This window comes from Methylobacterium sp. DB0501, from assembly GCF_011043735.1.
Classification (GTDB): domain Bacteria; phylum Pseudomonadota; class Alphaproteobacteria; order Rhizobiales; family Beijerinckiaceae; genus Methylobacterium; species Methylobacterium alsaeris.
Genome location: NZ_JAAKGV010000044.1, coordinates 1 through 25,298, shown reverse-complemented (window position 1 = coordinate 25,298; position 25,298 = coordinate 1). Strand labels below are relative to the sequence as shown.

At 68.9% G+C, this 25,298-nt stretch carries 28 protein-coding genes and 3 pseudogenes; 19 read left to right on the top strand and 12 right to left on the bottom strand.

Features of this window, described 5'->3' with window-relative positions; genetic code table 11:
• Both G4G93_RS33955 and G4G93_RS33950 read left to right on the top strand, forming a co-directional pair.
• Positions 1-260 (top strand): integrase core domain-containing protein (locus G4G93_RS33955; RefSeq protein WP_165091696.1); only part of this gene is annotated, 260 nt, incomplete at its 5' end.
• Between the two features lie 39 nt (positions 261-299).
• Positions 300-920: an IS5 family transposase gene (locus G4G93_RS33950; RefSeq protein ID WP_145984768.1), complete on the top strand. Its 621-nt coding sequence runs from the start codon at positions 300-302 to the stop codon at positions 918-920.
• A 24-nt stretch (positions 921-944) separates the two neighbouring features.
• Here G4G93_RS33950 and G4G93_RS33945 read toward each other — a convergent pair.
• The 3 genes and pseudogenes from G4G93_RS33945 to G4G93_RS33935 all read right to left on the bottom strand — a co-directional run.
• Positions 945-1,091: pseudogene (locus G4G93_RS33945) on the bottom strand (helix-turn-helix domain-containing protein); the annotation flags it as partial.
• A gap of 57 nt (positions 1,092-1,148) precedes the next feature.
• Positions 1,149-2,183: a GGDEF domain-containing protein gene (locus G4G93_RS33940; RefSeq protein WP_060850363.1), complete on the bottom strand. Its 1,035-nt coding sequence runs from the start codon at positions 2,181-2,183 to the stop codon at positions 1,149-1,151.
• Positions 2,184-2,640: 457 nt separating this feature from the next.
• Positions 2,641-3,180, bottom strand: a pseudogene (locus G4G93_RS33935) (EAL domain-containing protein); the annotation flags it as partial.
• Positions 3,181-3,486: 306 nt separating this feature from the next.
• On the opposite strand from G4G93_RS33935, the gene G4G93_RS33930 reads away from it, so the two are divergent.
• The 11 genes and pseudogenes from G4G93_RS33930 to ccmE all read left to right on the top strand — a co-directional run.
• Positions 3,487-3,741 carry a hypothetical protein gene (locus G4G93_RS33930; RefSeq protein ID WP_060850361.1) on the top strand — a complete coding sequence of 85 codons (255 nt, stop codon included), beginning with the start codon at positions 3,487-3,489 and terminating at the stop codon, positions 3,739-3,741.
• Positions 3,742-4,068: 327 nt separating this feature from the next.
• Positions 4,069-5,739 (top strand): cytochrome-c oxidase, cbb3-type subunit I, encoded by a 1,671-nt coding sequence (gene ccoN, locus G4G93_RS33925; protein WP_060850360.1) that lies wholly within the window; start codon positions 4,069-4,071, stop codon positions 5,737-5,739.
• A gap of 73 nt (positions 5,740-5,812) precedes the next feature.
• Entirely contained in the window at positions 5,813-6,559 is a 747-nt protein-coding gene (ccoO, locus tag G4G93_RS33920; RefSeq protein ID WP_060850359.1) for a cytochrome-c oxidase, cbb3-type subunit II, read from the top strand.
• 5 nt (positions 6,560-6,564) lie between these two features.
• On the top strand, positions 6,565-6,714 hold the full coding sequence (locus G4G93_RS33915) for a cbb3-type cytochrome c oxidase subunit 3 (protein WP_060850358.1): 150 nt from the start codon (positions 6,565-6,567) through the stop codon (positions 6,712-6,714).
• A gap of 5 nt (positions 6,715-6,719) precedes the next feature.
• On the top strand, positions 6,720-7,598 hold the full coding sequence (gene ccoP, locus G4G93_RS33910; protein WP_060850357.1) for a cytochrome-c oxidase, cbb3-type subunit III: 879 nt from the start codon (positions 6,720-6,722) through the stop codon (positions 7,596-7,598).
• A gap of 180 nt (positions 7,599-7,778) precedes the next feature.
• Complete coding sequence (gene ccoG / locus G4G93_RS33905) at positions 7,779-9,278, top strand: cytochrome c oxidase accessory protein CcoG (protein ID WP_082742912.1); 1,500 nt, start codon at positions 7,779-7,781, stop codon at positions 9,276-9,278.
• Positions 9,275-9,796, top strand: a complete 522-nt coding sequence (locus G4G93_RS33900) for a FixH family protein (protein WP_099053495.1) — start codon at positions 9,275-9,277, stop codon at positions 9,794-9,796. The genes ccoG and G4G93_RS33900 overlap by 4 nt, the downstream gene beginning before the upstream one ends.
• A 12-nt stretch (positions 9,797-9,808) precedes the next feature.
• Positions 9,809-12,124, top strand: coding sequence for a heavy metal translocating P-type ATPase (locus tag G4G93_RS33895; protein WP_082742911.1), 2,316 nt, complete (start codon positions 9,809-9,811; stop codon positions 12,122-12,124).
• Positions 12,125-12,131: 7 nt separating this feature from the next.
• The gene (ccoS, locus tag G4G93_RS33890; RefSeq protein WP_060850356.1) at positions 12,132-12,269 is read left to right on the top strand and encodes a cbb3-type cytochrome oxidase assembly protein CcoS; all 138 of its coding nucleotides are present in this window, start codon (positions 12,132-12,134) and stop codon (positions 12,267-12,269) included.
• A complete protein-coding gene (locus G4G93_RS33885; RefSeq protein ID WP_060850355.1) occupies positions 12,262-13,551 on the top strand; it encodes an MFS transporter in 1,290 nt (429 codons plus the stop codon). Before ccoS ends, G4G93_RS33885 begins: the two co-directional genes overlap by 8 nt.
• Positions 13,548-13,967: pseudogene (gene ccmE / locus G4G93_RS33880) on the top strand (cytochrome c maturation protein CcmE); the annotation flags it as partial. The gene G4G93_RS33885 and the pseudogene ccmE, both read left to right, overlap by 4 nt.
• A gap of 49 nt (positions 13,968-14,016) precedes the next feature.
• On the opposite strand, the gene G4G93_RS33875 reads toward ccmE, so the two are convergent.
• The gene (locus tag G4G93_RS33875; protein ID WP_060850354.1) at positions 14,017-14,217 is read right to left on the bottom strand and encodes a hypothetical protein; all 201 of its coding nucleotides are present in this window, start codon (positions 14,215-14,217) and stop codon (positions 14,017-14,019) included.
• Positions 14,218-14,411: 194 nt separating this feature from the next.
• Between G4G93_RS33875 and hemN the strand changes: the two genes are divergently transcribed.
• A complete protein-coding gene (gene hemN, locus G4G93_RS33870; protein ID WP_060850353.1) occupies positions 14,412-15,764 on the top strand; it encodes an oxygen-independent coproporphyrinogen III oxidase in 1,353 nt (450 codons plus the stop codon).
• Positions 15,765-15,989: 225 nt separating this feature from the next.
• Here hemN and G4G93_RS33865 read toward each other — a convergent pair whose 3' ends face one another.
• Positions 15,990-16,142: a hypothetical protein gene (locus G4G93_RS33865; protein ID WP_165091695.1), complete on the bottom strand. Its 153-nt coding sequence runs from the start codon at positions 16,140-16,142 to the stop codon at positions 15,990-15,992.
• Between the two features lie 378 nt (positions 16,143-16,520).
• On the opposite strand from G4G93_RS33865, the gene G4G93_RS33860 reads away from it, so the two are divergent.
• A complete protein-coding gene (locus G4G93_RS33860; RefSeq protein ID WP_060850352.1) occupies positions 16,521-17,333 on the top strand; it encodes a universal stress protein in 813 nt (270 codons plus the stop codon).
• Positions 17,333-17,659: a c-type cytochrome gene (locus tag G4G93_RS33855; protein ID WP_060850351.1), complete on the top strand. Its 327-nt coding sequence runs from the start codon at positions 17,333-17,335 to the stop codon at positions 17,657-17,659. The genes G4G93_RS33860 and G4G93_RS33855 overlap by 1 nt, the downstream gene beginning before the upstream one ends.
• 6 nt (positions 17,660-17,665) lie before the next feature.
• On the opposite strand, the gene G4G93_RS33850 is transcribed toward G4G93_RS33855, so the two are convergent.
• Entirely contained in the window at positions 17,666-18,406 is a 741-nt protein-coding gene (locus G4G93_RS33850) for a Crp/Fnr family transcriptional regulator (RefSeq protein WP_082742909.1), read from the bottom strand.
• 268 nt (positions 18,407-18,674) lie between these two features.
• Between G4G93_RS33850 and G4G93_RS33845 the strand changes: the two genes are divergently transcribed.
• Together G4G93_RS33845 and G4G93_RS33840 are read left to right on the top strand one after the other, a co-directional pair.
• Positions 18,675-18,890: a hypothetical protein gene (locus tag G4G93_RS33845; RefSeq protein ID WP_060850350.1), complete on the top strand. Its 216-nt coding sequence runs from the start codon at positions 18,675-18,677 to the stop codon at positions 18,888-18,890.
• An 84-nt stretch (positions 18,891-18,974) separates the two neighbouring features.
• Positions 18,975-19,376 carry a DUF6455 family protein gene (locus G4G93_RS33840; protein WP_060850349.1) on the top strand — a complete coding sequence of 134 codons (402 nt, stop codon included), beginning with the start codon at positions 18,975-18,977 and terminating at the stop codon, positions 19,374-19,376.
• Positions 19,377-19,486: 110 nt separating this feature from the next.
• On the opposite strand, the gene G4G93_RS33835 is transcribed toward G4G93_RS33840, so the two are convergent.
• The 6 genes from G4G93_RS33835 to G4G93_RS33810 form a co-directional block, all read right to left on the bottom strand.
• Positions 19,487-20,164: a helix-turn-helix domain-containing protein gene (locus tag G4G93_RS33835; RefSeq protein WP_060850348.1), complete on the bottom strand. Its 678-nt coding sequence runs from the start codon at positions 20,162-20,164 to the stop codon at positions 19,487-19,489.
• Positions 20,165-20,283: 119 nt separating this feature from the next.
• Positions 20,284-20,640 (bottom strand): response regulator, encoded by a 357-nt coding sequence (locus G4G93_RS33830; protein WP_312892325.1) that lies wholly within the window; start codon positions 20,638-20,640, stop codon positions 20,284-20,286.
• 165 nt (positions 20,641-20,805) lie between these two features.
• A complete protein-coding gene (gene fixJ / locus G4G93_RS33825; RefSeq protein ID WP_060850346.1) occupies positions 20,806-21,426 on the bottom strand; it encodes a response regulator FixJ in 621 nt (206 codons plus the stop codon).
• The gene (locus G4G93_RS33820) at positions 21,416-22,960 is read right to left on the bottom strand and encodes a PAS domain S-box protein (RefSeq protein ID WP_060850903.1); all 1,545 of its coding nucleotides are present in this window, start codon (positions 22,958-22,960) and stop codon (positions 21,416-21,418) included. The genes fixJ and G4G93_RS33820 overlap by 11 nt, the downstream gene beginning before the upstream one ends.
• Positions 22,961-23,298: 338 nt before the next feature.
• Positions 23,299-24,390, bottom strand: a complete 1,092-nt coding sequence (locus G4G93_RS33815; RefSeq protein WP_060850345.1) for a hypothetical protein — start codon at positions 24,388-24,390, stop codon at positions 23,299-23,301.
• A 36-nt stretch (positions 24,391-24,426) separates the two neighbouring features.
• A complete protein-coding gene (locus G4G93_RS33810) occupies positions 24,427-24,753 on the bottom strand; it encodes a metal-sulfur cluster assembly factor (RefSeq protein ID WP_082742984.1) in 327 nt (108 codons plus the stop codon).
• A 296-nt stretch (positions 24,754-25,049) separates the two neighbouring features.
• On the opposite strand from G4G93_RS33810, the gene G4G93_RS33805 reads away from it, so the two are divergent.
• Positions 25,050-25,298 (top strand): transposase (locus tag G4G93_RS33805; protein ID WP_165088409.1); only part of this gene is annotated, 249 nt, incomplete at its 3' end.

Below are 25,298 nucleotides of genomic sequence, written 5' to 3'. Positions count from 1 at the left end.
CCGGCATCGAGCCGTCGGTCGGCAGCGTCGGCGACTCGTACGACAACGCCTTGGCGGAGACGATCAACGGCCTGTTCAAGGCGGAGGTCATCCACCGACGTGGACCGTGGCGCTCCTTCGAGGCCGTCGAGTACGCCATCCTGGAGTGGGTCGACTGGTACAACCACCGTCGCCTGCTCGCGCCGATCGGCAACGTCCCTCCCGCCGAGGCCGAAGCGCGCTATTATGCTCACGGCGGCGACCAAGCTTTGGCCGCCTGACCCAAGCCAACCAGCCTCCGAAAAACCCGGAGCGGTTCACTGCCGGCGGGGTTTCCGCCCTGGCGCACGGTCTACGGCTGGTTCCGGCGGTGGGTCGAGAAGGGCGTGTTCGCGATCCTGATGCGGGCCCTGGCCCGCCGCCAGCGGCGTCGCTGCGGTCGTCGCCCGCAACCCCGCTTGGCGATCATCGATACCCAGAGCGTCAAGTGTATCGGGGTGCGCGGGCCGCGCGGCTACGACGGGGCCAAGAAGCTTGTCGGACGCAAGCGCGTGCTGATGGTGGACGCCCAAGGCTTCATCCTGGCCGTGACCGTCGTGCCCGCCGACGTGCAGGATTGCGACACGCTGCCGGCGTTGGATGCCGGCAAGGAGCAGTGGCCGAGCCTGCGCCTGGCGATCCTCGACGGCGTGTTCCGGGCCCATCGCTGCGAGGAGTGGTGCACCCTGCACGGCATGCGCTGCGAGGTGGTGCAGAAGGAGCCGGATCAGAAGGGCTTCGTCGTGCTCAAGCGGCGCTGGGTGGTCGAGCGGACCTTGGGCTGGTTCAGCCGCTGGGGCGGGTTGCTGCGTGAACGGGCCGGTCGCCTCGACGTCGCAACCGGCCGCATCACCTTCGTCGCCTGTCTGATGGCCCTCTCCGCACTCGATAATCCAGCATAAGATCAAGCGCTCAAACAGGCTCTTAGTTGAGGTTCGTTTCTTCCATTTAGCGATGGTCTTGGGATTGATGCCGTAGCGCGCGGCGAGCTGCCTCAAGCTGTCTTGACTATGCTGGATCGCTCGACGGATCGCCGCCGTCGTTGTGGCGCTGCCGTGGTGAACCTGGCCCATAGCGCATCCTTCCACTCGCGCGTGAAGAATGCACCATCAAACCCTGGGATCAAACATCTAGCGGGCCACGTGGACTCGATTTCGGCCCTCGTGCTTCGCTTCGTAGAGGGCACGATCTGCGCGCTCGACCAAACTACTCTGCGTGTCATTCACTCGAACCAGAGATACCCCACCCGACAAGGTGATCGCCCCAATCTCCTCCCCGGTCTCACGCTTCACGATCTTCTTCGCAGCTAAGCGAGAGCAGATCTGGCGCGCGATCGCCGCTGCTGTTTCTTCGTCAACATCTCCCAGCAGGATCGCGAACTCCTCCCCTCCGTAGCGTGCTACGAAGTCTTTGCCCTTCACGTTTGCAGTGAGCATCTGTGCAACTAGGCGCAGCACGCGGTCGCCCGTGCGGTGTCCGTGCGTGTCGTTGAAGCGCTTGAAGTGGTCGACATCCAGCAGAACCAGGCAGAACGGTGCTGCCTCGTTCCTCTTCGCCTGCCCCAACTGGCGTCGCAACCGTGCATCGAATGCTCGGCGGTTGCCGATGCCAGTCAGCCCATCCACCGACGCTTCTTGCCGGACAACTGCCAAGCTCTGCCGCAACTTGCCCACTCGTGCAGTCGACGCGCGCAGCTCACCTACTAGTAAATTGTTTTGGGCGCTCATCCGTGCCGTCTCCTGTGCCAGCAGGGCGACAGATTGCACCAGTAAGCTCTCCGAGTTCTTCGGGCCGAGCGTGCTAGCACAGCCGTCGAGCACGGCTCCGTAGCGCGCGAGGACGGCCTCCGTGCCGGCCAGTGCTGTGACGAGCCGGCCGGCCTCGTCCCGCAGGGCGAGTGCTCCCTCCTGTACTACCTCCGCATCGGCTGCAAGCGCATCGGCGGTCGTCACGTCTTGTGCCGCTAGGAGGGCCAACAGCTCGTTCAGCGGAAGATCGGCTTGCGGCGCGCTGAAGTGCCGGAAGAGGCGCTGGAAGATGTGCGGGGTTGCGGGTAGAGCGTGGGCTCGAATTGTCTTCAATGTCGAAGTGGCTAAGTCTTCCAGCCCATTAATCGTGTTGATAACAGTCGTTGGCGAAGATGCCGAGGTTGAGTTGGGCGGCATGAGGTGACAACCCAGACAAGAAGGATTCAATTCGCAGGTGGGAAATGCTGCGTACCAGGCGGACTAACCGCATGTAGAGGTGTAACGCATAGATTCAATCGACTATGTTGGCTGAGATCTGCACGATCATGCCGGATCGGCCGATCTCGGCGTAGCTTTTGTAGCCCGAAGTGCCGTGGAGAGCAGTGAACAAGCCGAAGTTGAGATCAGTCGTGAAACGATCCGCGCACGATCACTGGTGAATGCGCAGTGTCTCTCTAAGCGTTCCACACCTATCAGATGACGTGATCGCTCTTACCTAGCCGCATGCACTACTCCTTATCTAAGCCGATGCTCTAAACAAAATATTACAAAACCAGCCAGTTGGGTCAACCCAGATCAAGCTGAAAAGTTGCGTGCCTGAGATTCCAACCATACTCGCCTCCTAAGGCATACATACAATTTAAGGTGGGTACCGTCAGGCGCAAAGGTTCTCAAGCGCGGCAGGGCTGGACACCCAGCTCTGCGTGAGAAGGACATCTATCGAGACGGGTCGCCCGATCAGGTAGCCTTGCACGTAGCGGAAGCCGTGCCTGCGCACCGCCGTGAGCTGCTCCGCTGTTTCGACACCTTCTGCGATGCTGTCGAGGCCGAGGTTCTGACAGAGGTGCAGAATCGATGTAATGATCCGAGATCCTCGATCGGACTTGATGTTGGCCATGAAGCTGCGGTCGATCTTGATCTTGTCCAATGGAAGTCGGTGGACGTAGCCTAGACTGGAATAGCCGGTACCGAAATCATCAAGCGCAGTTGAGATCCCGAGTGTCCGAAGAGTCCTCAAAGCCGCGTCAGCGCATGCAAAGTCGCGCATAAGTGCCGTCTCATTTAGTTCGAGCGTGAGGCGGTGCGGATCGAACCAGCTCTCGTGCACTGTCGCCACAATCCCGATCACCGTCTCAGAGGAGGCGAGGTCGTGCGCGGATAGGTTGAACGACAAGCCGATCTCAGACGGCAGCCTAGGCCTCGGACGGGGTCGTCAGAGCCATCCGCTTTTGCGGAAGCGCCAATATAGGATCGCGCAGGCGGCGACTGTGCCGCCGAGAACGACGTAGTACCCGTATTGCCACTTCAGGCGCCACGGGGCGGCGCCTGGGCGGCGGGATCTGCCCTGGGCGTAGCGCTTCGCCACGAAATGCCGCGAGACGCGTCGGAGCGCGCCACTCGACCGCCGGAGAACCCGCCTCCACCGCCGTCCTTGATCCAGCCCAAGGCCAGGCTTCCCGCCCCGTGCGACGTCAGCGGCGTGCAACCGGAGACAACCTCGATGAGCGCCCGCCCACTATCCCTCGCATGGAACCCGATCCGAGCCTTCACGGCGCTGTTCGTCTCCGCGGTCGTCGTCGGCGGGTTGGCCGTGGCCGCCGCCTTCTCGCTGCTGGCTGGGACCCTGATCCTCAACGCCGGGGGCTTTCTTTTCCAAGCGCTGGTCATTGGCATCCAGATCCTCGCGCCCCTGGTCCTGGCGGCCATGATCCTGACGAGTGGGCTGCTCGGGCTCCGCCGCCAGGAGCGGGCTTGATACGAGCCGGTCGTCCGGCCCCCATCCGGATGCTCCGCCCTCCGCGGCCCCGTCCCGGGCCGTCCGTCCCCAAGGCGCAGTCGTAGCCAGGCACCGCCATCCGTCACTCACGCCTCGCCATTGAACCCGCGGATGGAGCACAGGCGGACGACGACGCTCGCCCTGGCCTGGGCGGGCTCCCGGGATGCCGGTTGCCGGTCGGTCCGCGCGGCCAGCATCTGCGGGTCGGCACGGCGGCAGGTCGTTTGATCGAAATCAAGGCTCCCGGACGCCCGCGCCCCTAAGCGCAGGCATAGCCGTTTTTGCATGGGGCGAATCGAGCAAGCCATGGCCGCGACACCAACATCCAAGTACATGACGGAGGGAGAGGTCGGCCTAGGCCTCGCCCTTCTCGTCGGCGCCTTCCTCTGCGCCTTGGCCTCGGCCCGCGCGGTCGACGCGCCGTTCAGCGTCCACATGGCCGTGTTCGCGCTCGCCGCGGTCGCCGGCATCGCCGCCATCCTCAAGCGCTACGAGGAACGGCCTGCGGAGGCCGCCCCGCAGCAGATCGACGGTAAGCCGAACTACAACCTCGGACCGGTCAAGTTCACCGTGATCGCCGCGATGGCCTGGGGCATCGCGGGCTTCCTCGTCGGCTGCACAATTGCGTTCCAGCTCTGGGCGCCCTCGCTGAACCTCGGGCTCGAATACACGACCTTCGGCCGCTTGCGCCCGCTGCACACCTCGGCGGTGATCTTCGCTTTCGGCGGCAACGTACTGATCGGGACCTCGATGTACGTCGTGCAGCGCACCTGCCGGGCGCGGCTCGCGGGCGACCTCGCGCCCTGGTTCGTGGTGCTCGGCTACAATCTGTTCATCGTCATCGCCGGGACCGGCTACCTTATGGGGGTCACCCAGTCCAAGGAGTACGCCGAGCCCGAATGGTACGCCGACCTGTGGCTCACCATCGTCTGGGTCGCCTACCTCCTCGTGTTCCTCGGCACGCTCTGGAAGCGCAAGGAACCCCACATCTTCGTGGCGAACTGGTTCTATCTCGCCTTCATCGTGACCATCGCGATGCTGCACATCGTCAACAACCTGGCGATGCCGGTGAGCTTCCTCGGCTCGAAGTCCTACCCGATGTTCGCGGGCGTGCAGGATGCCCTGATCCAGTGGTGGTACGGCCACAACGCGGTCGGCTTCTTCCTTACCGCCGGCTTCCTCGCCATCATGTACTACTTCGTCCCGAAACGCGCCGAGCGGCCGATCTACTCGTACCGCCTGTCGATCATCCACTTCTGGGCGCTGATATTCATGTATATCTGGGCCGGACCGCACCATCTGCACTACACGGCGCTGCCCGATTGGGCCCAAACGCTCGGCATGACCTTCTCGATCATGCTGTGGATGCCGTCCTGGGGCGGCATGATCAACGGCCTGATGACCCTCTCGGGCGCCTGGGACAAGCTGCGCACCGACCCCGTCCTGCGCTTCATGGTCGTGTCGCTGGCCTTCTACGGCATGGCGACCTTCGAGGGACCGCTCATGGCCATCAAGGCCGTCAACGGGCTGTCGCACTACACCGACTGGACCATCGGCCACGTGCATTCGGGTGCGCTCGGCTGGGTGGCTTACGTCTCGTTCGGGGCGATCTACTGCCTGGTGCCGTGGCTGTGGAACCGGCGTGAGCTGTATTCCCTCAAACTCGTCGAGTGGCACTTCTGGGTCTCGACCCTCGGCATCGTGCTGTACATCACCTCGATGTGGGTCGCCGGCATCATGCAGGGCCTGATGTGGCGCGCCTATAACGCGCTTGGCTTCCTCGAATACTCATTCGTGGAGACGGTGGAGGCGATGCAGCCCTACTACCTCGTCCGTGCACTGGGAGGGGTGCTGTTCCTGATCGGGGCGCTGATCATGGCCTATAACCTCGCCATGACCATCGCGGGCAAGACCGCCGTCGAGCGTGAGCCCGAGGCCACCCCCACGGCCGAACCGGCCCTGGTACCGGCCGAGTGACCCTCGCGGGAGCCGCGCGTCCTGGCGGCTCCCGTGATCCCCCAGTCCCATCCCGCATCACGGACGCTTTATCATGGCCACCGCCCAGCCCGGCCTCTGGAAGAGGCACGAGGTCTTCGAGAAGAACTCCATCGTCCTGCTTATCGGCGCGCTCCTCGTCGTGGCCATCGGCGGCCTCGTGGAGATCACGCCGCTCTTCTACCTCAAGAGCACGGTGGAAAAGGTCGAGGGCGTCCGGCCCTACACACCGCTCGAACTCGCCGGGCGCAACATCTACGTCCGCGAGGGCTGCTACCTCTGCCACAGCCAGATGGTCCGGCCGATGCGCGACGAGGTCGAGCGCTACGGCCACTTCTCGCTCGCCGCCGAGAGCATGTACGACCATCCCTTCCAGTGGGGCTCGAAGCGCACCGGCCCCGATCTCGCCCGCGTCGGCGGCAAGTATTCGGACCAGTGGCATCGCGAGCACCTGAAGGACCCGCGCGCCGTGGTGCCGGCCTCGATCATGCCGGCCTACGCCTTCCTCGACCGTCCGCTCGACGCCGACGCTATCGCGGACGACCTCAAAGCCAACCGCGCCATCGGCGTCCCCTACACCGACGAGATGATCGCCGCAGCGGTCGGCGACTTGAAGGCCCAACTCGATCCCGACGGTCCCGGCGCAGCCGACCTGCAGCGCCGCTACCCCGGTGCCAACGTCCGCGACTTCGGCGGCGACAAGGGCCAGGCTGCCGAGATCGACGCGCTCGTGGCCTACCTGCAGGTGCTCGGCACGATGGTCGACTTCAAGATCTACGAAGACAGGAAGAACCTGAGGTGAGCGCCATGACCTACGAAAGTGCCGCCGCCTTCGCCCAGACCAGCGGCCTCCTCTACTTCGTCGGCATCTTCGCCGCTGTGTCCCTGTACGCCTTCTGGCCGCGCAATCGCTCCCGGTTCGACGCCGCCGCCCATATCCCCCTGATCGAGGACTGACCGCCGTGGCCGATACCGCGAACCCCGGCAAGCCGCCCGCTGGCCCGGAGACCACCGGGCATGAGTGGGACGGCATCCGCGAGTACAACAACCCGCTGCCGCGTTGGTGGCTCTACGGCCTGTACGCCACCATCGTCTGGTCCTTTGGCTACTGGGTGCTCTACCCGGCTTGGCCGCTCGTGAGCGGCTACACCTCGGGCCTGCTCGGCTACTCGCAGCGCGCGACGGTGCTCGACGAGGTCGAGGCGGTGCGCCGCGAGCGGGACGCCCGCGGCCAGGCGCAGCTTGCCAGCGCCACGGTCGCGGAGATCCGCGCAGACCCGGCCCTGCTGCGCCTCGCGCTCGCCACTGGCAAGGCGGCCTTCGGCGACAACTGCGCCGCCTGCCACGGCACCTCGGCCACGGGCCGGATCGGCTACCCGAATCTGCAGGACGACGACTGGCTCTGGGGCGGGACCCCCGAGGCGATTGAGCAGACGATCCGCTTTGGAGCCCGCTCAGGCCACGGCGAAGCCCATCTCGGCGACATGCCGGCCTTCGGGCGCGACGGTGTGCTCAAGCGCCAGGAGCTCGAGGCGGTGGCAACCTACGTGCTGTCGCTCTCGGGCATGCCGGGCGTGGCCGGCGCGAGCGTCGAGAAGGGCGCCGAGGTGTTCGCTGGCAATTGCGCCGCCTGTCATGGCGAAGCCGCGAAGGGCAACCCGGAGATGGGCGCGCCCAACCTGACCGACCCAATCTGGCTCTACGGCTCCGCGCCCGATCAAGTCGTCGCCACAGTCACCAACGGCCGCAAGGGCATGATGCCCGCGTGGGAAGGTCGCCTCGATCCCGCGACCATCAAGTCTCTGGCAGTCTTCGTGCACGGCTTGGGCGGCGGCAAGTAGCGGGATGTCGGCCCGATCGGTTCCTAGAGAGCCCGAGCCGGTCGACGTCCCGCGGGCCACGTCCAGCGCGAACTCTGGACGTGGCTCGCTTCCCGGCTTGAGCGAGATCAAGGCGGGTGGCTCGGGCGGACCATAGGACGAACGGAGCCGGCCGCGTCGCCGGACGGAAACCTCGCACCGATGCCCCTCGCCGAGCCGACACAGACAGCCTCTGCGCCTAGGCCCCGTCCGACCAAGAAGTTCGGCAGCCGCGCGACGCGAACGGCCATCCCGGCGGTCAACGGGTCGCTCTATGCCGCCCGGACGAAGATCCAGCCGCAGGCGGTCCGCGGCACCTTCCGACGGATCAAGTGGGCCCTGCTCGCGGCTACGCTCGGCGTCTACTACGCCGTCCCGTTCATCCGCTGGGACCGAGGCCCGGGCGAGCCGTCCCAGGCCGTCTTGCTTGACCTCGACAGGGGCCGCTTCCACTTCTTCTCAATCGAGCTCTGGCCGCAGGACGTGACCTACGTGATGGGCCTCCTGATCCTGGCGGCCCTGGTCCTGTTCCTGATGAACGCCGTCGCCGGCCGGATCTGGTGCGGCTACCTCTGCCCGCAGACCGTCTGGACCGACCTGTTCCTCGCTGTCGAGCGACTGGTCGAGGGCGACCGGCGCGAGCGTCTGAAGCTCGACGCGGCGCCCTGGTCGATGGAGAAGATCGCGCTGCGCACGATGAAGCACGCGATCTGGCTGCTGATCGCGTGGTGGACCGGCGGCGCCTGGGTGCTCTACTTCGCCGACGCGCCGACACTGGTGATGCAGCTGGCGACCTATCAGGCTCCGCCCGCGGCCTACATCGCGATCCTGACGCTGACCGCGACGACCTACCTCCTCGCCGGCCACATGCGCGAGCAGGTCTGCACCTACATGTGTCCTTGGCCCCGTATCCAAGCCGCGCTCACCGACGAACACGCCTACAATATCCTCTACCGGGACGCTCGTGGGGAGCCTCGGGTCTCGGCCAAGCAGGCCGCCGTGCTGCGCGCCGCCGGCCAACCCGCCGGCGATTGCGTCGACTGCTTCGCATGCGTCACCGCCTGCCCAGCGGGCATCGACATCCGCGATGGCCTGCAGATGGACTGCATCCAGTGCGGCCTGTGCGTCGACGCCTGCGACACCGTCATGGCCAAGCTCGGCCGGCCGGCAGGCCTGATCGGCTACGACACCGAGGCCAACCGCCGGAGCCGGGCCGCCGGCAAGGGCCGCGTCAGCCACGTCGTCCGTCCGCGCACCGTCCTGTACGCGGCCCTCGTCGCGGGCATCGGCGGCTTCATGCTCTACAGCCTCGCGACGCGCAGCTTCATGGGCCTGAGCGTCCTGCACGACCGCAACCCGCTGTTCGTGACACTCTCCGACGGCTCGATCCGCAACGGCTACACGGTCCGGCTCAGCAACAAGCGCCTCGGCGAGCGACACTACGCGCTGGCAGTCGAAGGTCTGCCCGGGGCGCGGGTCGAGGTCGTCGGCGGCTTGGCCGGCGACCTGCCGGTGCCGTCCAATGCGACACAAGAGTTCCGCGTCCTCGTCTTCGCACCGCCTGGCGCCGGGCCGACCGCCTCCGTCCCCCTGACTTTCCGAATCGCCGACGCTGCCACCGGCGAGACGGCTCGTGCGCGAGACAGCTTCAAGGCCCCATGACCATGCCGACCATTGCCTCGCCGCGTCCCCCGCACCCCTCCGGCCGACTGACAGGTCGCAAGGTGCTCATGATCTTCGTCGCCTTCTTCGGCACCGTCGCCAGCGCGGACGCCTTCCTGGTCACCTCCGCCTTCCGGACGTGGTCCGGACTGGACGAGCCGTCCCCCTATCAGGCCAGCCAACGCTACAATGCCGAGCTAAGACGCGCGGCCGAGCAGGAAGTCCTCGGATGGCGCCTCGATGCGACCGCCGTCCGCAACCCTGCGGCGGTCGCGTCGATCAACGTCACCGTGGCCGATGACGGAGGAAGGCCGGTCCGAGGGCAGTCGCTCCGAGCCCGGCTGGAACGCCCGACCGACAAGCGCCAGGATTTGAGCGTGGAGCTGAACGAGGTCGGCGCCGGAACCTACGAGGCCCGCGCGGAGCCCGTGGCACGCGGACAGTGGGACCTTGTCGTCGAGGCCGTCGGACCGAAGGGCGTCGCGTTCCGGCGCAGGCACCGAATCGTCCTGGATTAAGGGGAGAGTTCGATGTGCTGCACCGACATGGCGCTGGCCTACGTGGAGGCCCATGCCTCCTGGAGCGAGGCGAACACTCGGCCCTCCCTCGGTCGTGACTACACTGCCTTCGTCTCCGCCCAGCCGGACGGCTCGTCCCGCGCCGAGTTCGCCGTCGAAGGCGTACGTTGCGCCGCCTGCATGAGCGCTATCGAGCGCGGGCTGGCTCCCCTGCCGGGCGTCGCGTCCGCGCGGCTGAACTTCTCGGACCGGCGCCTCGCCGTGACGTGGGCACCTAAGGCCGAGCCCGACATCCCCGCCGTGCTCGCGGCGTTGGACGCGCTTGGCTATGCTGCGCAGCCCTTCGCGCCCGGCGGGCTCGCCGACGTGGAAGCCGCCGAGACGAAGCGGCTGATCCGGGCGCTGGCGGTGGCAGCCTTCGCCTCCATGAACGTGATGCTCCTCGCCGTCTCGGTTTGGGCTGGCAACGTCTCCGACATGACGCCCGAGAACCGCGACCTCTTCCACTGGATCCAGGCGCTCATCGCGCTGCCGGCGGCGGCCTATGCAGGCCGGCCCTTCTACGAGGGCGCGTTCCGGGGCCTGAGGGCTGGCCGGGTCACCATGGACTTCCCCATCACCCTCGGCGTCGTCCTGACGCTGGTGATGTCCGTAGTGGAATCGGTGTCGGGCGCCACGCACGCCTACTTCGACGGCGCCGTGATGCTGCTGTTCTTCCTGCTGATCGGCCGGGTTCTCGACCAGACCATGCTACGGCGGACGCGCGCCTTCGCCGAGAACATCGCGGCGCTGCGCAGCGCGCGCGCGACGCTCGTCGAGCCGGACGGAAGCCTACGGGACGTACCGCTCGCCGAGCTCGTCCCCGGGTCACGCATCCTGATCCGGCCTGGCGAGCGCGTGGCTGCAGACGGCGTCGTCGAGCACGGCGCGTCCGACGTTGACCAGAGCCTGGTGACGGGAGAAACCGCCGCCGTTACGGTGCGCGGCGGCGACCGGGTCTTCGCCGGTGCCCTCAACGGCAGCGGGGCCCTGACCGTCACGGTGACGGCGGCGGCTGGCGCGAGCCTGCTCGACGAGGTCGAGGGCCTGATGCGGCGGGCCCTGGAGGCGCGCTCGCGCGCGCTCGTCCTCGCCGACAGGGCGACACGCCTCTACGTCCCGCTGGTCCACGCTGCCGCCGCGCTGACCCTGGTCGGCTGGCTCGTGGCGGGGGCGGGCTGGCACGCGGCGCTTCTCGATGCCGTCGCCGTGCTGATCGTGACTTGCCCCTGCGCGCTCGGCCTCGCGATCCCGGCCGTGCAGGTCGTGGCCGCCGGCGCCTTGTTCCGCGAGGGCGTCCTGCTTAACGACGGAACGGCCCTGGAGCGCTTCGCCCAAGTCGACACCGTGGTATTCGACAAGACCGGTACCCTGACCCTTCCGGAGCCGGTCCTGATGGCCGGCACATTCGATCCAGAAGCTTCGGAGACGGCGGCCAGGCTGGCGCTGTCGAGCCGACACCCGATGGCCACGGCCCTGGCCGCGACGGCCGGGGGCTCGGAACCCTTCCCGGGCGCCGAGGAGGCCGCCGGGCTCGGGGTGCGCGCGCAGGTCGACGGCGTGGAGCTGCGGCTCGGCTCGGCCCGCTTCTGCGGGGCTGAGGCCGAGGCTGCCGCGGCGCTGGCGGCCGACCCGGAGGCCTCGGTGATCTGCTTCCGAGCCGGGGACGGGGCGCCGGTCGCCTTCCCGGTGTGTCAGGGACTGCGCCCGGACGCCGCCGAAGTCGTCGCCGGCCTGGCGACGCTCGGCTACCGCGTCCTGATCCTGTCGGGCGACCGCGCCGCCGCCGTCGCGTCGGTCGCGCGCAGGCTCGGTGTCGCCGAGTGGGAGGCGGGTCTCGCCCCCCAGGACAAGATCGCCCGCATCGAAGAGCTTCAGCGGGCCGGTCGGCGGGTGCTGATGTTGGGCGACGGCCTCAACGACGCGCCAGCGCTCGCCACCGCGCACGCCTCACTCTCACCGGTCACCGCCGCTCATGTCAGCCAGGCTGCGGCCGACGCGCTGTTCCTGGGCCGCGGGCTTGCCCCGGTCCTATCGGTCTTGGCTGCGGGGCGACGTGCCCGGCGGCTGATGCTGCAGAACCTGTGGTTCTCGGCAGCCTACAACGTGCTCGCGGTCCCCTTGGCGGCAGTCGGTCTCCTGACGCCCTTGATCGCAGCCCTTGCCATGTCGGGCTCCTCCCTCGTCGTCACGGCGAACGCCCTGCGCGCCCGCCTTGGGACAACGGCCTCCGCGGCGCCGGCCTCGACTCGGCCGGCCGTCGCTGCCCCCGTCGCCCGAACCGCGTGAGGCCGCCATGACCGTACTCCTCCTCGTCATCCCAATCGCCTTGGCGCTCGGCACCCTCGGCCTGTTCGCCTTCCTCTGGGCCCTGCGGAGCGGCCAGTACGACGACATCGAGGGCGCCGAGTACCGCGTGCTCAACGATGACTGAGCTCGCGCTCGCGCAACATCCGCCGGTTGCCGTGTGGATCCCGCACCGCGCCTGGACCGTGGCGGCGGCGACCTGCCTCGCGATCCTCGCCGCGGCGGCCGCGTTCGGGGCGCCGAACGTGCTGATCTCGCCCCTCGGCCGGGAGTTCGGATGGGACGTCGCGACCCTTTCCTTGGCTTCCGCTGTCCGGTTCGCGGCCTTCGGCGTGGCGGGACTGCTCGCATCTCCGATGACCACCCTGTGGGGTGTGCGTCGGGTGGCCTGCACCGGTCTCGCCTTGATCGCCGCAGGGCTTCTCGCCTCGCTCGCCATGATGCAGACCTGGCAACTCATGCTCCTTCAGGGCGTGCTGGTCGGCTCCGGCGCGGGCCTTGTCTTTCTGATGCTGGGCACGACCGTCGCGGCACGCTGGTTCGCGGCCAGGCGCGGCCTCGTCATCGGTCTGTTCGGGGCCGCCGCGACGGCAGGGCAGATGGCGACGCTGCCGCTCCTCGCATGGATGGCGGATGCGCACGGTTGGCGCACCTGTCTTCTCGTCTCGTGCGCCCTGGTGGCGCTGGGGGCGCTCGCCGTCCACGCCCTGGTGCCCGAGCGGCCCGAGGATGTCGGCGTTCGACCCTATGGCGCACGTCAGGGTGAGGGCGATCCGCCGAGCCGGACTTCCCCCTTCGCAGGAGACTACCTTAGGGAGATTGTCCGGTCAGGTCCCTTCTGGGTCCTGTTCGGCAGCTTCGCCGTCTGCGGCTCGACCACCGCCGGCCTCGTCCAGGCCCACCTCGTGCCGTTCTGCGCCGACATCGGGGTCGGCCCGGTTCCGGCGACCGGTCTGCTCGCCGGGATGGGTTTGCTGAGCCTTCTCGGATCGACGGCCGCGGGGTGGCTGTCGGACCGGTTCGCACCCGGCTGGCTGCTGTTCTGGTTCTACGGCCTGCGCGGCGTGTCGCTCGTGTGCTTGCCTTTCACCGACCTTTCCTTCGTTGGCCTATCCCTGTTCGCGACGGTCTACGGACTGGACTGGGTCGCCACCGTGCCGCCGATGGCGAGGTTCCTCCTGGACCGGCTCGGTGGCCACCGGGCGCCAGCGGCCCTCGGCATGGTGTTCGCCGGGCACCAGCTTGGCGCGGCCGCGACGGCGTACGGCGCGGGCGTGGCGCGGATCGGGCTGGAGAGCTACCTGCCGTCGTTCCTCGCCGCGGGCGCCCTCTGCCTCCTCGCGGCGTACGTCCTTCCCGTCGCCTGCGGACGCAATCCCGACGGCCCGACGGCACAGGCTGACCCATGACCCGCCGCAAGTCTCGCCGCCTCGTCCTCATCGCCGTTTGCGGGACCGTGCTGGCCCTGGCGGTCGGCCTCATCCTGTCGGCGATGAGCGGCTCCATCGTGTTCTTCCGCTCGCCCGGCGAGGTCGCCGCGCGAGGGGTGGCGGTCGGCGCGCGGTTCCGCCTCGGCGGCCTCGTACAGGAAGGCTCGGTGGTGCGCGGGCCCGACCAGCGCATCGCCTTCGCCGTCAGCGACGGCGCCGCAACGTTGCCGGTGACGTACCGTGGGCTGCTGCCCGACCTGTTCCGGGAGGGCCAGGGCGTGGTGGCGGAAGGAGCCCTCGACGCGGCCGGGACCTTCCAAGCGGATACGGTGCTCGCCAAGCACGACGAGACCTACATGCCGCGCGAGGTCGCCGGAGCCCTGAAGCAGCGCGGGCACTAGCAGGGCGGCGGGTCCGCGCCCTAGCCGAAGCCGGCGTCGTCCGTCACGACGCGGGTTCGAGGTCCTCGACCGTGATGACGCCGCGGGCGCCGCGCGCCTCGGCGTTCTTGCGCGCCTGCAGCCGGGCCAGATCGGCTTCGCGCAGGGCCGCCGCGCGACGCGCGGTTTCTGGGGAATCAAAGCGCCCCGGCCACCACAGGTCACCCTCCACGATGGCGAACCGACCGCTGTCGACCTTGAGCACTCTCGGCACCGTATGGACCCTCCTGGACTGGACAGGCCGCCGCGCGTTCGCGGACATCACCTGCGACAGCGGTCATCCCCTCCGCGGGGCATCCCGGCCATGACCTCGATCAAGGCGCTGCCCCTGTCGAGAGCATACCGCGGATGGAGACAATGGCCCCCGGGGTGGGCCGGCAAAATGGGAAAGGGACGAGCATGCGGGAGGTTCTGAGGGCGCTCTACGGTGAGGAGCGGCTGCCCCGCTACACGAGCTACCCGCCCAGCCCACACTTCACCACCGAGATCGGTACCGAGCGCTACGCAGCCTGGCTGGCGGGCACGCCACCCAGCGCGACAGCCTCGCTCTACCTGCATGTCCCGTTCTGCCGGTCGATGTGCTGGTACTGCGGCTGCCACACTAGCATCACCAGGCACGACGCGCCGATAGCCGACTACGTCGACGTTCTCGAACGGGAGATCGGTCTGGTCGCCGCGCGGTTCGAGCAGGTGCCCCAGGTCCGCCACATTCACTTCGGCGGCGGCACCCCGACCGTCATGGCCCCGCAGGCTTTCGTCCGCATCGTCGCGGCCCTGCGCGGATGCTTCCCCTTCGACCCGGATGCCGAGGCCGCCGTCGAGATCGACCCGCGAACCCTCGTGCCCGCGATGACCGAGGCGCTCGGCCATGCCGGCGTTACCCGGGCGAGCCTGGGGGTGCAGAGCTTCGACCCCGTCGTCCAGGAGGCGATCCGTCGTCAGCAGGGCTTCGACGTTACCGCCGCGGCGGTCGTCGGCCTCAGGGCCGCGGGCGTGCGCGGGATCAACCTCGACTTGATCTACGGACTGCCGCACCAGACGGTGGGCTCATGCGTCGACACGGTGCGGCAGTGCCTGGAACTGCAACCCGACCGCCTCTCGGTGTTCGGCTACGCCCACGTGCCGGCCTTCAAGAAGCACCAGCGCCACATCGACGAGGCCACGCTGCCGGAAGGCCGCGCGCGCCTCGACCAGGCCGAGGCCATCGCGGAGACGCTCGTCACCGCGGGGTACCGGCGCATCGGCCTCGACCACTACGCCCTGCCGGACGACCCACTGGAGATCGCGCAGGCGGAGGGTCGGTTGCGGCGGAACTTCCAGGGCTACACGACGGACCCGAGCGATACGCTGATCGGATTGGGAGCCTCGGCCATCGGGCGGCTTCCGCAGGGCTACGTCCAGAACGCGCCGGGGCTGCGGGCCTACGCCGAGCGCATCGGTCAGGGCGAACTCGCCACGGTGAAGGGCTACGCGCTGACGCCGGAGGACCGGTTGCGGGCGGACCTGATCGAGCGCGTGATGTGCGACTTCGCCGTCGACGTCGGGCAGGTCTGCCGCGCGCATGGCCGCGACCCGGAAGCCCTCCTAGCGACGCTCCCGCGGCTGCCGGCGCTCCTCGCCGATGGGCTGATCCGCCACGACGGCGATCTCCTAGTCATCCCGGCGGAAGCGAGGACCTTCGTGCGGAACGTCGCCGCAGCCTTCGACGGGCACCTCGGGACTTCCGCAGCCGTGCACAGCCGGGCGGCGTGACCGGCACGTCAAGCGACGGTAGGGCGTTCCGGTCTGGCCCGCGCCTCGGCTGCGCGTTTCCTCGCCTGTCCCGGAACCAGCCGTCCTTGATCGGCATCAAAACGGCCAAGCTTGCCCCGGCCTGCGCGACCCGACGCGTCACCGGCCGGCCGCGGGCACAGCGCCTCGGTCGGGTGCCCGACTAACGGACCAGGGCGTCTTGTCCGGTCAGGACCCGCACGTGCCCTAGCGGAAGCTGTCCCAGTCGCGGCCGTTCAGGCTGCCGTCCCGCTGAGTTGCGAAGTACCGGGCCGAGCATTCCCCTACCGGCATGGCGAGGGCGGCCGTCGACGATGCGACGAATGAGAGCGCCGCGATGGCGAGCTGGCTTCGGGTCATGATCGGGGGCTCCTCTGGCGAACGCCGTCGCCCTTCGGCGAGTGGACGGCGTTGCGGTGAACGGACCCGGACGGAGCGTAGCCGTATCGGGCTCCTGTTCGTGCGCCCCGGCCGGAAACCGGCCCTTGCTTTGGACCAAGAACGCTCCGCCGAACGAGGACCTTGCCGCGTCGACGGGGCAGTTTTTGCGCTCGGAACATGGGATGACGCGTCGGGCATGCGGTTGTCGAGCGCCATGCAGGAAGGGCTGCCGGACCCGGGACCTGCGCTCGTTGCCCGGCTGGCGGACCAATCGATTTTGCGCTGGATCAAGGATGTTCCGAGGCGGGTCGGCGAAGGAGCCTGCAGGGGTCTTCCATCCCGAACCGGAGCCGCTCAATGTCCGTCGCCAGCATCATGGTCGCCCTCGACACCGGAGAGGCGGCCGCCCGCCGCGTCCGCCTCGCCGCGGACCTGGCACGCCGGTTCGAGGCCACGCTGTCAGGCGTCGCCGCCCGCAAGCTGCCCAGTCTCGGTCCCGCCGGTGACCTCGGGGCGGCGCAGGCCACCTACGACGAGGAGCAGGCCAAGCTGGCCGACGAGCTCGCGCGGGCCGAGGAAATCTTCCGGGCCGGGGCCGGAGCAGACATCCGCACAGGCTGGCGGCAGGCGGAGGCGGCGCCAGAGGCCTTCCTGGTCCGGCAGGCGCGCGGCACCGACCTGGTCGTCGTCGGACGCGACGCGGGACGCACGGGGCATGATGCCATGGTGCCTGATCCCGGCATGGTGCTGATGGAGGCCGGCCGTCTGGTGCTGGTCGTGCCGCCTGGCGTCGAGCGGCTCGACGCGGCCCGCATCGTCATCGCCTGGAAGGACGCGCCTGAGGCGCGCCGCGCCGTCTCGGCCGCCCTGCCGTTCGTTGGCCGTGCGGACAAGGTCTTTGTCGCCGCGGCCGGCAGCGAGGCGCGCTTCGAAGGGGCCGACGAGGTCTCAGACCTGCTGTGCCGCCACGGGGCGCACGTCACCACAAACCTGCTCGATGCCCCGGGGGGCGAGATTGCAGATGCGGTCCTGCGCTTCGCCAAGCGCGAGGACGCCGACCTCGTCGTCATGGGCGGCTACGGCCACTCGCGGCTGCGGGAGTGGCTGTTCGGCGGCGTGACCCGGGACATGCTGCGGACCTCGCCGCTCTGCTGCCTGATGAGCCACTGATGCACGCCTTTGGTGCCATCACAGCCGCGGCGCTCCTGCTCTGCCTCGCGGCGGCCCCCGCTGCCGCCGGGGACGCCCGGGTCGAGCGCGGCCGCGCCCTGGCGCGTACGGAGTGCGCACGCTGCCACGCGGTCGGCCGGACCGGCGCCAGCCCGCTGCGGCAGGCCCCGCCGTTCCGGACGCTCCATCAGCGCTACCCGGTCGACGACCTCGCGGAGGCGCTCACCGAGGGCATCCGAACGGGGCACCCGTCGATGCCCGAGTTCCGCTTCGATCCGGACCAGGCGGAGGCGCTGATCGCCTACCTCAAGACGCTTGAGCGGTGAGGCGGCTCAACTGGCCGCCATCCGCTCAAGCCGCGGCAGGTCGACCAGGCGCACGCCTCCAGGCACGAGCAGGACGGCGTGCGCCCGGTCGAGCCGGTTCAGGATGCGGCTGACCGTCTCGATGGTGAGGCCCAGGTGATCGGCCATGTCCTGGCGCCCCATCGGCAACTCCACGGTGACGGAGGAGTGACCGATCCGCGCGTAGCGGTCCCGCAGCGACAGCAGGAAGGCGGCGACCTTCTCCTCGGCCGTGCGGCGCCCGAGCAGCAGCATCTGCTCCTGGGCCAGGGTCAGCTCGTAGCCGGCACGCTCGTGCAGGCTCCTAAGCAGATGCGGCTTGGCCTCAATCACGGCGGCGAAATCCTCGCGACCGAACCGGCAGGTCCTCACAGGCCCGAGCGCCTCGGCCGAGACCGAGTAGCGCTCCTGAAGCGCGAGGCCGAGGAAGTCGCCCGGAAGGGCGAAGCCCATCACCTGGCGCCGCCCGTCGGGGAGCAGGCGGGTGAGGCGCAGGGCGCCCTCGATCACGTTGAATACCGAGCCGGCCGGCTCGTCTTGGCCGAACAGGGTGTGGCCCTTGTCGAGGGTGAGGTGGTGGCTGAGCGCCTCAAGCTCCTCCAGCTCCGTCGGCTCAAGCACCGAGCAGACGCTGATCAGGCGCACCTTGCAGTCAGCGCAGCCGTTCTCCGAGCGACCGTGGTGGCACGCCTGCGGAGTCCTCTCGCACAAGCCCGTATCGACCAGCATGCCGCCTCCCGTGCGGTCGGGCCTGCCGGGCCTGTCCCGGTCGTTCCTCGCCGCGCGGAGGATGAGCCACGGGACACGCCGTGCATTGATCCAGCGCAACGGAGGCACGCAGCGCCTTTCCCAGCCCCCTACGGAAGTCCGCTTCCGCGGCGGCACAGCCGCGATAGTCGTCGCTCACCGAGGCCGCGCCGATTTCCTTGCGCTGGATCAAGGCCCCGGCACCGGGCCGCCGGTACGCATCCCAGGTCGATGTCGGCCGGAGTCCAAGATGCGCAAGTTCCTCGTCACCTTCGCGAAGACCGTGTCCGACGATACCGGCCACGACCACGTCGTGCTGCAGCGGCGGGCGGTCATCGCCGCCAGATCCGACGTATCCGCCGCCTACGAGGCCAAGGCGATGTTCTGCAGGGCTGCCGGTGTATCTGACTGGCGGCTTCGGGCCGACACCTGTGAGGTCGTCGAACTGGCCCAACACGCGGCGTGAGGCTGCCGCTCCGGAACCGCACCCACGCGCCACTATCGAGGCCTCGCATCGGCGAGGCGCCCAAAAGCCCTAGAGAGAGGCTCTATGTCCACGCCTGCCTGCAAGTCCGACCCGTTCGACGCCTTCGGCATCGCCGCGACAATGGAAGGCTGGCGCTGCATGCTCAAGGTGGCCCGTGAGTTGAGGGACGTCGATGCCGAGATGATGGACACGCTGCTGGATGCACATGCCTCCGGCGGCATGGCACAAGACCGGGATGCCGCCGATAAGGTTCGCAGTCTCGCGACGTTAATGTGTGGCCTGCACCTCGAACCCGAGGCACTCAGGCGAAGCCGCCCCGAGATCGTGCGGGAACTGGAGGCGGCATGCCTCGGCTGCGCGGAGCGGGCACGCTGCACGCGCGAGCTCCGGGGCGGGACGGCAGCCGACACATACCCCGAGTTCTGCCCGAACGCCGCCCGTCTCGACGGGTTACGCGAGGCTTGAATTGGCGGTGCGTCCGAAGCCGGAATGCCGGCGGGTACGTCCGCGCGATGGCGTCGGTCGCCACCGCCCACGAGGCGGGAAAGCCCGGCGCGCTCAGCACCTTTCGGAAGTCACTCGGAAAGGTCGGCCAGAGCCACCATGTCGCGCAGGACCACCATCCGGCGGTTGGGCGGCAGGGCGATCAGGCCGTCACGTTCCAACTGGGTCACGGCGCGCGAGACGCTCTCGACGGTCAGGCCGAGATGGTCGGCCATGTCGGTACGCGACATCGGCAGCTCCAACGCGGTCCCGCCGCAGGCCATCCGCCGCGCCATCGTGAGCAGAAAGGTGGCAATGCGTTCCCGGGCCGACTTGCGGCCGAGCAGCATCATGTGGTCCTGTGCCCGCTCCAGACCACGCATCATCGAGGCCACGACCTCCCGCGCCAGCGCGCCGTCATCGCCGGCCAGCGCGCGGGGCTCGCGGCGATGGACTTCGAGCTGCGCCTCGGTGACGGCCTCGGCGTTGAAGCGGTGCTCCGCGCCGGCTTCCAAGCCGAAGATGTCGCCGGGCAGATGGAAGGCGTCGATCTGGCGACGCCCGTCCGCGAGGAGCCTGTAGGTGCGCACCACGCCCGAAACCACCTTGTAGAAGGAGCCCGCCCGGTCGCCCTCGGCGAAGATCTCCGCCTCGGCCGCGACGGTGCGTCGATGGCCGGGCCTCGCCTCCGTCGAGAGCGGGAGGGCGCGACCGGGCAGCGACGTCGAGAAGACGGGCGGGAGGCCGGCGGTGGCGAGGGCGGTCTGCATGGAAGCCTCCAGGTCGCGGAACGTAGTTCCATGGCTACGCCTGGTCCGGCCGCGGCGAAATTCCGTGCTCTTCCTAAGAGGCTCCCCTAAGGGGTTTTACGAAGGCGTCTCGTCCTGCCTCATACCACCGCCGCGAGCGCCTCGCGGATGCCGTCTAGGAGGGTACCGTCCTCGAACGGCTTCTCGACCACGCCGCGGAAGCCCGCATGGCTCGCGCGTCGACGCAGGTCGCCGCTCGGCCGTCCTGTGATCAGGATGGCCGGGAGGTCGACCGCGCGGTCGCGCAGGTGCCCGACGAGCTCCAACCCGTCCATGCCCGGCATCCAGTAGTCCACCACGAGGCAGCCGGTCCGCGGCAGGGCAGTCTCACGCAGCAGTTCGGCGCCGTCCTTGTAGAGGCGCACGTCCAGCCCTTCGAGTCCGAGGACGAACTTCAGGGAGTTGCGGACGGCGGCGTCGTCGTCGACGACGAGCACTGGTCCTGTTCTCTTCGGCATGGGGGCGTCCGATCCAGTCTCGTCCTCGCGTAGGTTGAACCGCGGGGACGCGCCTTGATCTGCCTCAAGCGCGGCGTCGCGTCCAAGCCCGCGGCGACGACCGTTAACAAGGGCAGGGCGAGGCCGGTGCCCGGGCGACAGACGTCAGCAGCCGTCGGAGGATTGCCCCGCGACCAGGGCCATGCGGACGAGTTCGGACAGGCTTCCGGCCTGCAACTTGGCCATGACGTTGGCCCGGTAGATCTCCACCGTCCGCGGGCTGATGCCGAGGTCGAGGGCGATGACCTTGTTGGCCTTGCCGGCGACGAGCCCGTCCAGCACATCGCGCTCGCGCTCGGACAGGATGGCTAGACGCGTCCGCACCGCCTTGGTCTCGGCAGCGCGGTCCGCGCTCCGTTCGGCATGCGCCAACGCCGACCGGACGCTGGCGAGCAGCACCTCGTCGTCGAACGGCTTCTCGATGAAGTCCCGGGCGCCCTCCTTCATGGCGGCGACGGCGAGCGGCACGTCCGCGTGCCCGGTCATCACGATGACGGGTGGCATGGGGCCCCGCTGCCGGAGGCGGCGAAGGAATTCGATGCCGTCGATCTCGGGCATGCGCACGTCCGTTACGATGCAGCCGGTGGGCTCGGCGACGGTGGCGAGGAAGGCGCTCGCGGATTCGTGCACGCGCACCGCCAGCCCGTCCGTAGCGAGTAGGAACGCCAGAGCCCGGCGCACCGCCAGGTCGTCATCCACGACATGCACGAGCGTGTCACTGGGCATACGCGAGCTCCCTTCGGTCGATGGTGCGCAGCGTGAACCGGAACGTCGTCCCACCCGCGGGACCTGCCTCGGCGAGGATCTTCCCACCGTGGGACTCGACGATGGTGCGGCAGATCGAGAGGCCGACCCCCATCCCGTTCGCCTTCGTCGTCACGAAGGGCTGGAAGAGTTGTGCCGCGACTTCAGGGGCGATGCCGGTGCCGGTATCCGACACCTGCACCTCGACCGAGCCCTCCGCCGACAGGGCTCTCGTCGCGACGATCAACTCGCGCTGTTCGGACTCCTGCATCGCTTCGATGGCGTTGCGGATGAGGTTGAGCAGCACCTGCTGCACCTGGATGCGGTCGGCGATGACGAGGGGCGCGTCCGGGTCGAGGTCGAAGCGCACGCGCACCCCCTTCTCCCTGGCGCCGACGAGGGCCAGGGCACTCGCCTCTTCGATCAGCTTGGGCAGGCTCTCGATGTGGCGCTCGCCCTCGCCGCGGGTCACGAACTCGCGCAGGTGGCGGATGACCTGCCCCGCCCGCAGCGCCTGCTCGGCGGCTTGGTTCACCGCGTCGGACAGCATGGGCACCTCCGCGCCCTCCATGCGGGACAGGATGCGGCGGCAGCCCTTGAGGTAGCTGGCGATGGCGGTCAGCGGCTGATTGATCTCGTGCGCAAGCGTCGAGGCCATCTCGCCGAGCGCCGTGAAGCGGGACATGTGGACGAGTTCAGATTGCAGTTCCTGCAGTCGCGTCTCGGTCTGCCTCCGCTCGGTCAGGTCGCGGATGAAGCCGGTGAAGTAGCGCTGGCCGCCCGAGCGCATCTCGCCGACTGAGAGTTCCATCGGGAAGGTCGAGCCGTCCTTGCGCTGGCCGACGACGACGCGGCCGATGCCGATGATGCGCCGCTCGCCAGTGGCGAGGTAGCGGTCCATGTAGGCGTCGTGCTGGGTCCGGTAGGGCTCGGGCATCAGCAGGCTGACGTTGCGGTCCACCACTTCGGTCTCCGCGTAGCCGAACTGGCGCACGGCGGCGGCGCTGAACGACTTGATCCGGGCCTGCTCGTCGATGACGACCATGGCGTCGGGCACCGTCTCCAGGATCGAGCGCAGGTGCGCCTCGCGGGCCCGCAACTCCTCGTCGGCCCGTCTGTGCTCGTGGATGCTGGTGACCACGCCCCGGTGTCGGAACGGCTTCCCGTCCCGACCGACCTGCACGGTACCGCGCGAGCGCAGCCAATGAGGGGGCCCATCGCGGCGCATGACGCGGTAATCGACCTCGTAGGTCCCGCCGCGCTCCAGCGCGTGCCGGATGGCGACCGACCTGGCCTCCCGGTCCTCGGGGTGCACGAGCGCCTGGATCGCCGCGAGGCTGTCCAGTCCCTTGGCCGGTACGCCGAACAGGGCGGCGCAGGTCGGGGAGACGGTGACGCGGCCGGTTGGGATGTCCAGGGCCCAGGTGCAGATGCCCGCCTCGTCGAGGATGCTGTGGAAGTCCTCGGCGTTCAGCGGCATGCCGACGGACGGCGGTGGGTCGGCTTGGTCCTTCATGTCCATCGTGCCGCCGGGAGGCGGGTCCGCTTGCGCCATCGTGAGGTGGGCTCCGTCCGGCGAGGAGGGGGAAGCGGCCAGGACTGCCCTTCAAGGGCCGCATGCCGCGCCGCCCGCGTTACCAAGCCTCCAGCTTGCGGCACCATTCCTGCCCGACCGGATCCACAACCTATACGCCGGGGTCGGCGCGCCTTTTCGATCCGTCCGAAGCTACCACGTCGACGCAAAGGCGGCGAACTTCATGATGCACGTGACCGGCGCGGGGCCCGCCGCTTGGTGGAGGCGGCCCAGGGCGTGGCGCCGAGGTCGCGCTGCGGCAGAGATGAGGGCGAAGTCGCTCATGGCACCGCTCGCCGAATGGGGAGGGGCCGCGCGTGCCCGCCGACGCGCTTCGACGCGGCGGCGCAAGCGGGATAGGCCAGCACCGCGGCGATGGTCAGCAACCCGCTCCACTGTCGGCCGGAATGCCAGCCGGCGAGCCCCGAGCCGGCCCGGAGCGTGACCGAGGCGTGGAGCAGGACCAAGGGTCCGTAGAGGAGGGGTCCATAGGGTACCCGGAGTCGCGCCACCGCCGGCAGGATGATGGGAGCGTGCCCGAACACCATCGACAGGACGAAGCCGATCAGGACGGCGTGGAGCGCGATGTCGTAGCCTAAAGCGGTCTCGGACGGCGGCTGGGCGATCAGGGCCAGGCCGGCGAGGCCGAGCCACGCGTAACCCGCCAGCATGCAGGCGGCCATGAAGCGCGCCTGCCCGTCCCGGCGCACCGTCCGCACGGCGATGTCGTGCCTTACGAGCCAGCCCGTGAGGGTCAGGAGGCCGGCGCCGGCCAGCGCCGCACCGACCCTACTGGCAAGCCCGCAGGCGGCGCCTGCCAGCAGCAACGCACAGGCCCCCGCATAGAGCGGCAGTCCGCCGCGCCGAGGTGCGGTCAGGCGGCTCAGGTCCAGGCGCTCCCCGGCGACCGTCAGTACCAGGAAGGCCAGCCACCATCCCGCAAGTTCGGGCACCGCGGTACCGCGTGCCCACTGCACGTTGCCGAACAGCCAGGCCAGCGACCCCGCCGCGAGCGAGGCCGTGGAGGGCGCCGCCTGCAGTTGCATGGTCCTTGTCGAGGCGATGCAGAGCGCGGCCGCGGCGAGGACATAGGCCCAGCCGGCGGCCTCCGGCGGCCATCCGGCGAGGAGCCCGGCGGTCCCAGCCACGGAGGCGAAGGGTCCGAGGAAAGCCCAGGCTCGGCCGAGCGCCACCGCCCGCTCCAGCGCGATCAGGGTGCCGAACAGGCCGCAGACCAGCAACGGCCCGTGAAGGTCCGCGAGCGCGGCGCCCCGCGGCAGGTCCCAGCCGATGCGCGCGAGCCCTGCCCAGAGGCCGGCGGCCAGCGTGGAGCCTGCGCAGGCGAGGAGGGAGAGGCGCGGAGCGGATGTCATGGCTCGGGCTGAAGTCGATGCACGGGAGTTTGCCGGTCAGGCGTGTCGGGCCCCGGTTTCCGTTCCTCGGCCGCCGAGTTGGGACCAGCCGACCTCGGTGATCCGCTCCGGTCCCCAGAGCGGGCTCCAGACGAGGCGGACGGCGATGGTCGAACGGTCGTTGAAGCGTCGCCGGAGACAGGTCCGTACCTCCTCGACCAGCATCCCGCCGAGCGGGCAGGCGCGCGTCGTGAGGGTGAGGTCCACCTCGATGCGCCCAGGCGACCGCATGGCGCGGTACACCAACCCGAGATGGACCACGCTGACGCCGACCTCCGGGTCGAGCACGTCGAGAAGGCAGTCCGTAACCTCAGGGTCGTGCATGGGGTCATCCTGCCGTCCCCCGTCGTCGCGCACCTGCCGCGTCGCGCGCGCCCTCAGCCAGTCCCACACCGCGCGATTCCTTTTTCCTGGAGGCCATGCCGCGAACTGACGTCATTCGCGCCGACGTCGTCCTTGATCTGGATCAAACCTGTTCGACCCGGTCCCATCGGACATATCCCATGCCGTCGTGTGGGGGCGGCTTGCGCCTGTGTGGCGAGGCACGTCACCGTTCGGGAGCCGAAGGAGTGAACCGCCCCGGGTTTCCCGGAGGCTCCAACTTCTGAGAGGATGGAGCCATGACGAAGCGAACAGCCCCGTTTTCCCCTGAGGTGCGCGAGCGTGCGGTGCGAATGGTGCGCGACCATGAGGGCGAGCACGGCTCGCAATGGTCGGCGATCCAGTCGATCGCGGCCAAGATCGGCTGCTCGGGCGAGACGCTGAGGAACTGGGTGCGCCAGTCCGAGCGGGATCAAGGTGTGCGACCCGGGCAGACGACGGACGAGCGCGAGCGGATCAAGGCGCTTGAACGTGAGAACCGTGAGCTA

Excerpts from the sequence above, each read along its gene's own strand:
- hemN (WP_060850353.1), top strand. The coding sequence starts at position 14,412 with ATGCGGGAGGTTCTGAGGGCGCTCTACGGTGAGGAGCGGCTGCCCCGC.
- G4G93_RS33820 (WP_060850903.1), bottom strand. The coding sequence starts at position 22,960 with ATGAAGGACCAAGCCGACCCACCGCCGTCCGTCGGCATGCCGCTGAAC.
- G4G93_RS33895 (WP_082742911.1), top strand. The coding sequence starts at position 9,809 with ATGTGCTGCACCGACATGGCGCTGGCCTACGTGGAGGCCCATGCCTCC.
- ccoG (WP_082742912.1), top strand. The coding sequence starts at position 7,779 with ATGCCCCTCGCCGAGCCGACACAGACAGCCTCTGCGCCTAGGCCCCGT.
- G4G93_RS33835 (WP_060850348.1), bottom strand. The coding sequence starts at position 20,164 with ATGCAGACCGCCCTCGCCACCGCCGGCCTCCCGCCCGTCTTCTCGACG.
- fixJ (WP_060850346.1), bottom strand. The coding sequence starts at position 21,426 with ATGCCCAGTGACACGCTCGTGCATGTCGTGGATGACGACCTGGCGGTG.
- G4G93_RS33845 (WP_060850350.1), top strand. The coding sequence starts at position 18,675 with ATGCGCAAGTTCCTCGTCACCTTCGCGAAGACCGTGTCCGACGATACC.
- ccoO (WP_060850359.1), top strand. The coding sequence starts at position 5,813 with ATGGCCACCGCCCAGCCCGGCCTCTGGAAGAGGCACGAGGTCTTCGAG.
- ccoS (WP_060850356.1), top strand. The coding sequence starts at position 12,132 with ATGACCGTACTCCTCCTCGTCATCCCAATCGCCTTGGCGCTCGGCACC.
- G4G93_RS33815 (WP_060850345.1), bottom strand. The coding sequence starts at position 24,390 with ATGACATCCGCTCCGCGCCTCTCCCTCCTCGCCTGCGCAGGCTCCACG.
- G4G93_RS33930 (WP_060850361.1), top strand. The coding sequence starts at position 3,487 with ATGAGCGCCCGCCCACTATCCCTCGCATGGAACCCGATCCGAGCCTTC.
- G4G93_RS33915 (WP_060850358.1), top strand. The coding sequence starts at position 6,565 with ATGACCTACGAAAGTGCCGCCGCCTTCGCCCAGACCAGCGGCCTCCTC.
- ccoN (WP_060850360.1), top strand. The coding sequence starts at position 4,069 with ATGGCCGCGACACCAACATCCAAGTACATGACGGAGGGAGAGGTCGGC.
- G4G93_RS33885 (WP_060850355.1), top strand. The coding sequence starts at position 12,262 with ATGACTGAGCTCGCGCTCGCGCAACATCCGCCGGTTGCCGTGTGGATC.
- G4G93_RS33900 (WP_099053495.1), top strand. The coding sequence starts at position 9,275 with ATGACCATGCCGACCATTGCCTCGCCGCGTCCCCCGCACCCCTCCGGC.
- G4G93_RS33850 (WP_082742909.1), bottom strand. The coding sequence starts at position 18,406 with ATGCTGGTCGATACGGGCTTGTGCGAGAGGACTCCGCAGGCGTGCCAC.
- G4G93_RS33860 (WP_060850352.1), top strand. The coding sequence starts at position 16,521 with ATGTCCGTCGCCAGCATCATGGTCGCCCTCGACACCGGAGAGGCGGCC.
- G4G93_RS33840 (WP_060850349.1), top strand. The coding sequence starts at position 18,975 with ATGTCCACGCCTGCCTGCAAGTCCGACCCGTTCGACGCCTTCGGCATC.
- G4G93_RS33940 (WP_060850363.1), bottom strand. The coding sequence starts at position 2,183 with ATGCCGCCCAACTCAACCTCGGCATCTTCGCCAACGACTGTTATCAAC.
- G4G93_RS33810 (WP_082742984.1), bottom strand. The coding sequence starts at position 24,753 with ATGCACGACCCTGAGGTTACGGACTGCCTTCTCGACGTGCTCGACCCG.
- G4G93_RS33855 (WP_060850351.1), top strand. The coding sequence starts at position 17,333 with ATGCACGCCTTTGGTGCCATCACAGCCGCGGCGCTCCTGCTCTGCCTC.
- G4G93_RS33865 (WP_165091695.1), bottom strand. The coding sequence starts at position 16,142 with ATGACCCGAAGCCAGCTCGCCATCGCGGCGCTCTCATTCGTCGCATCG.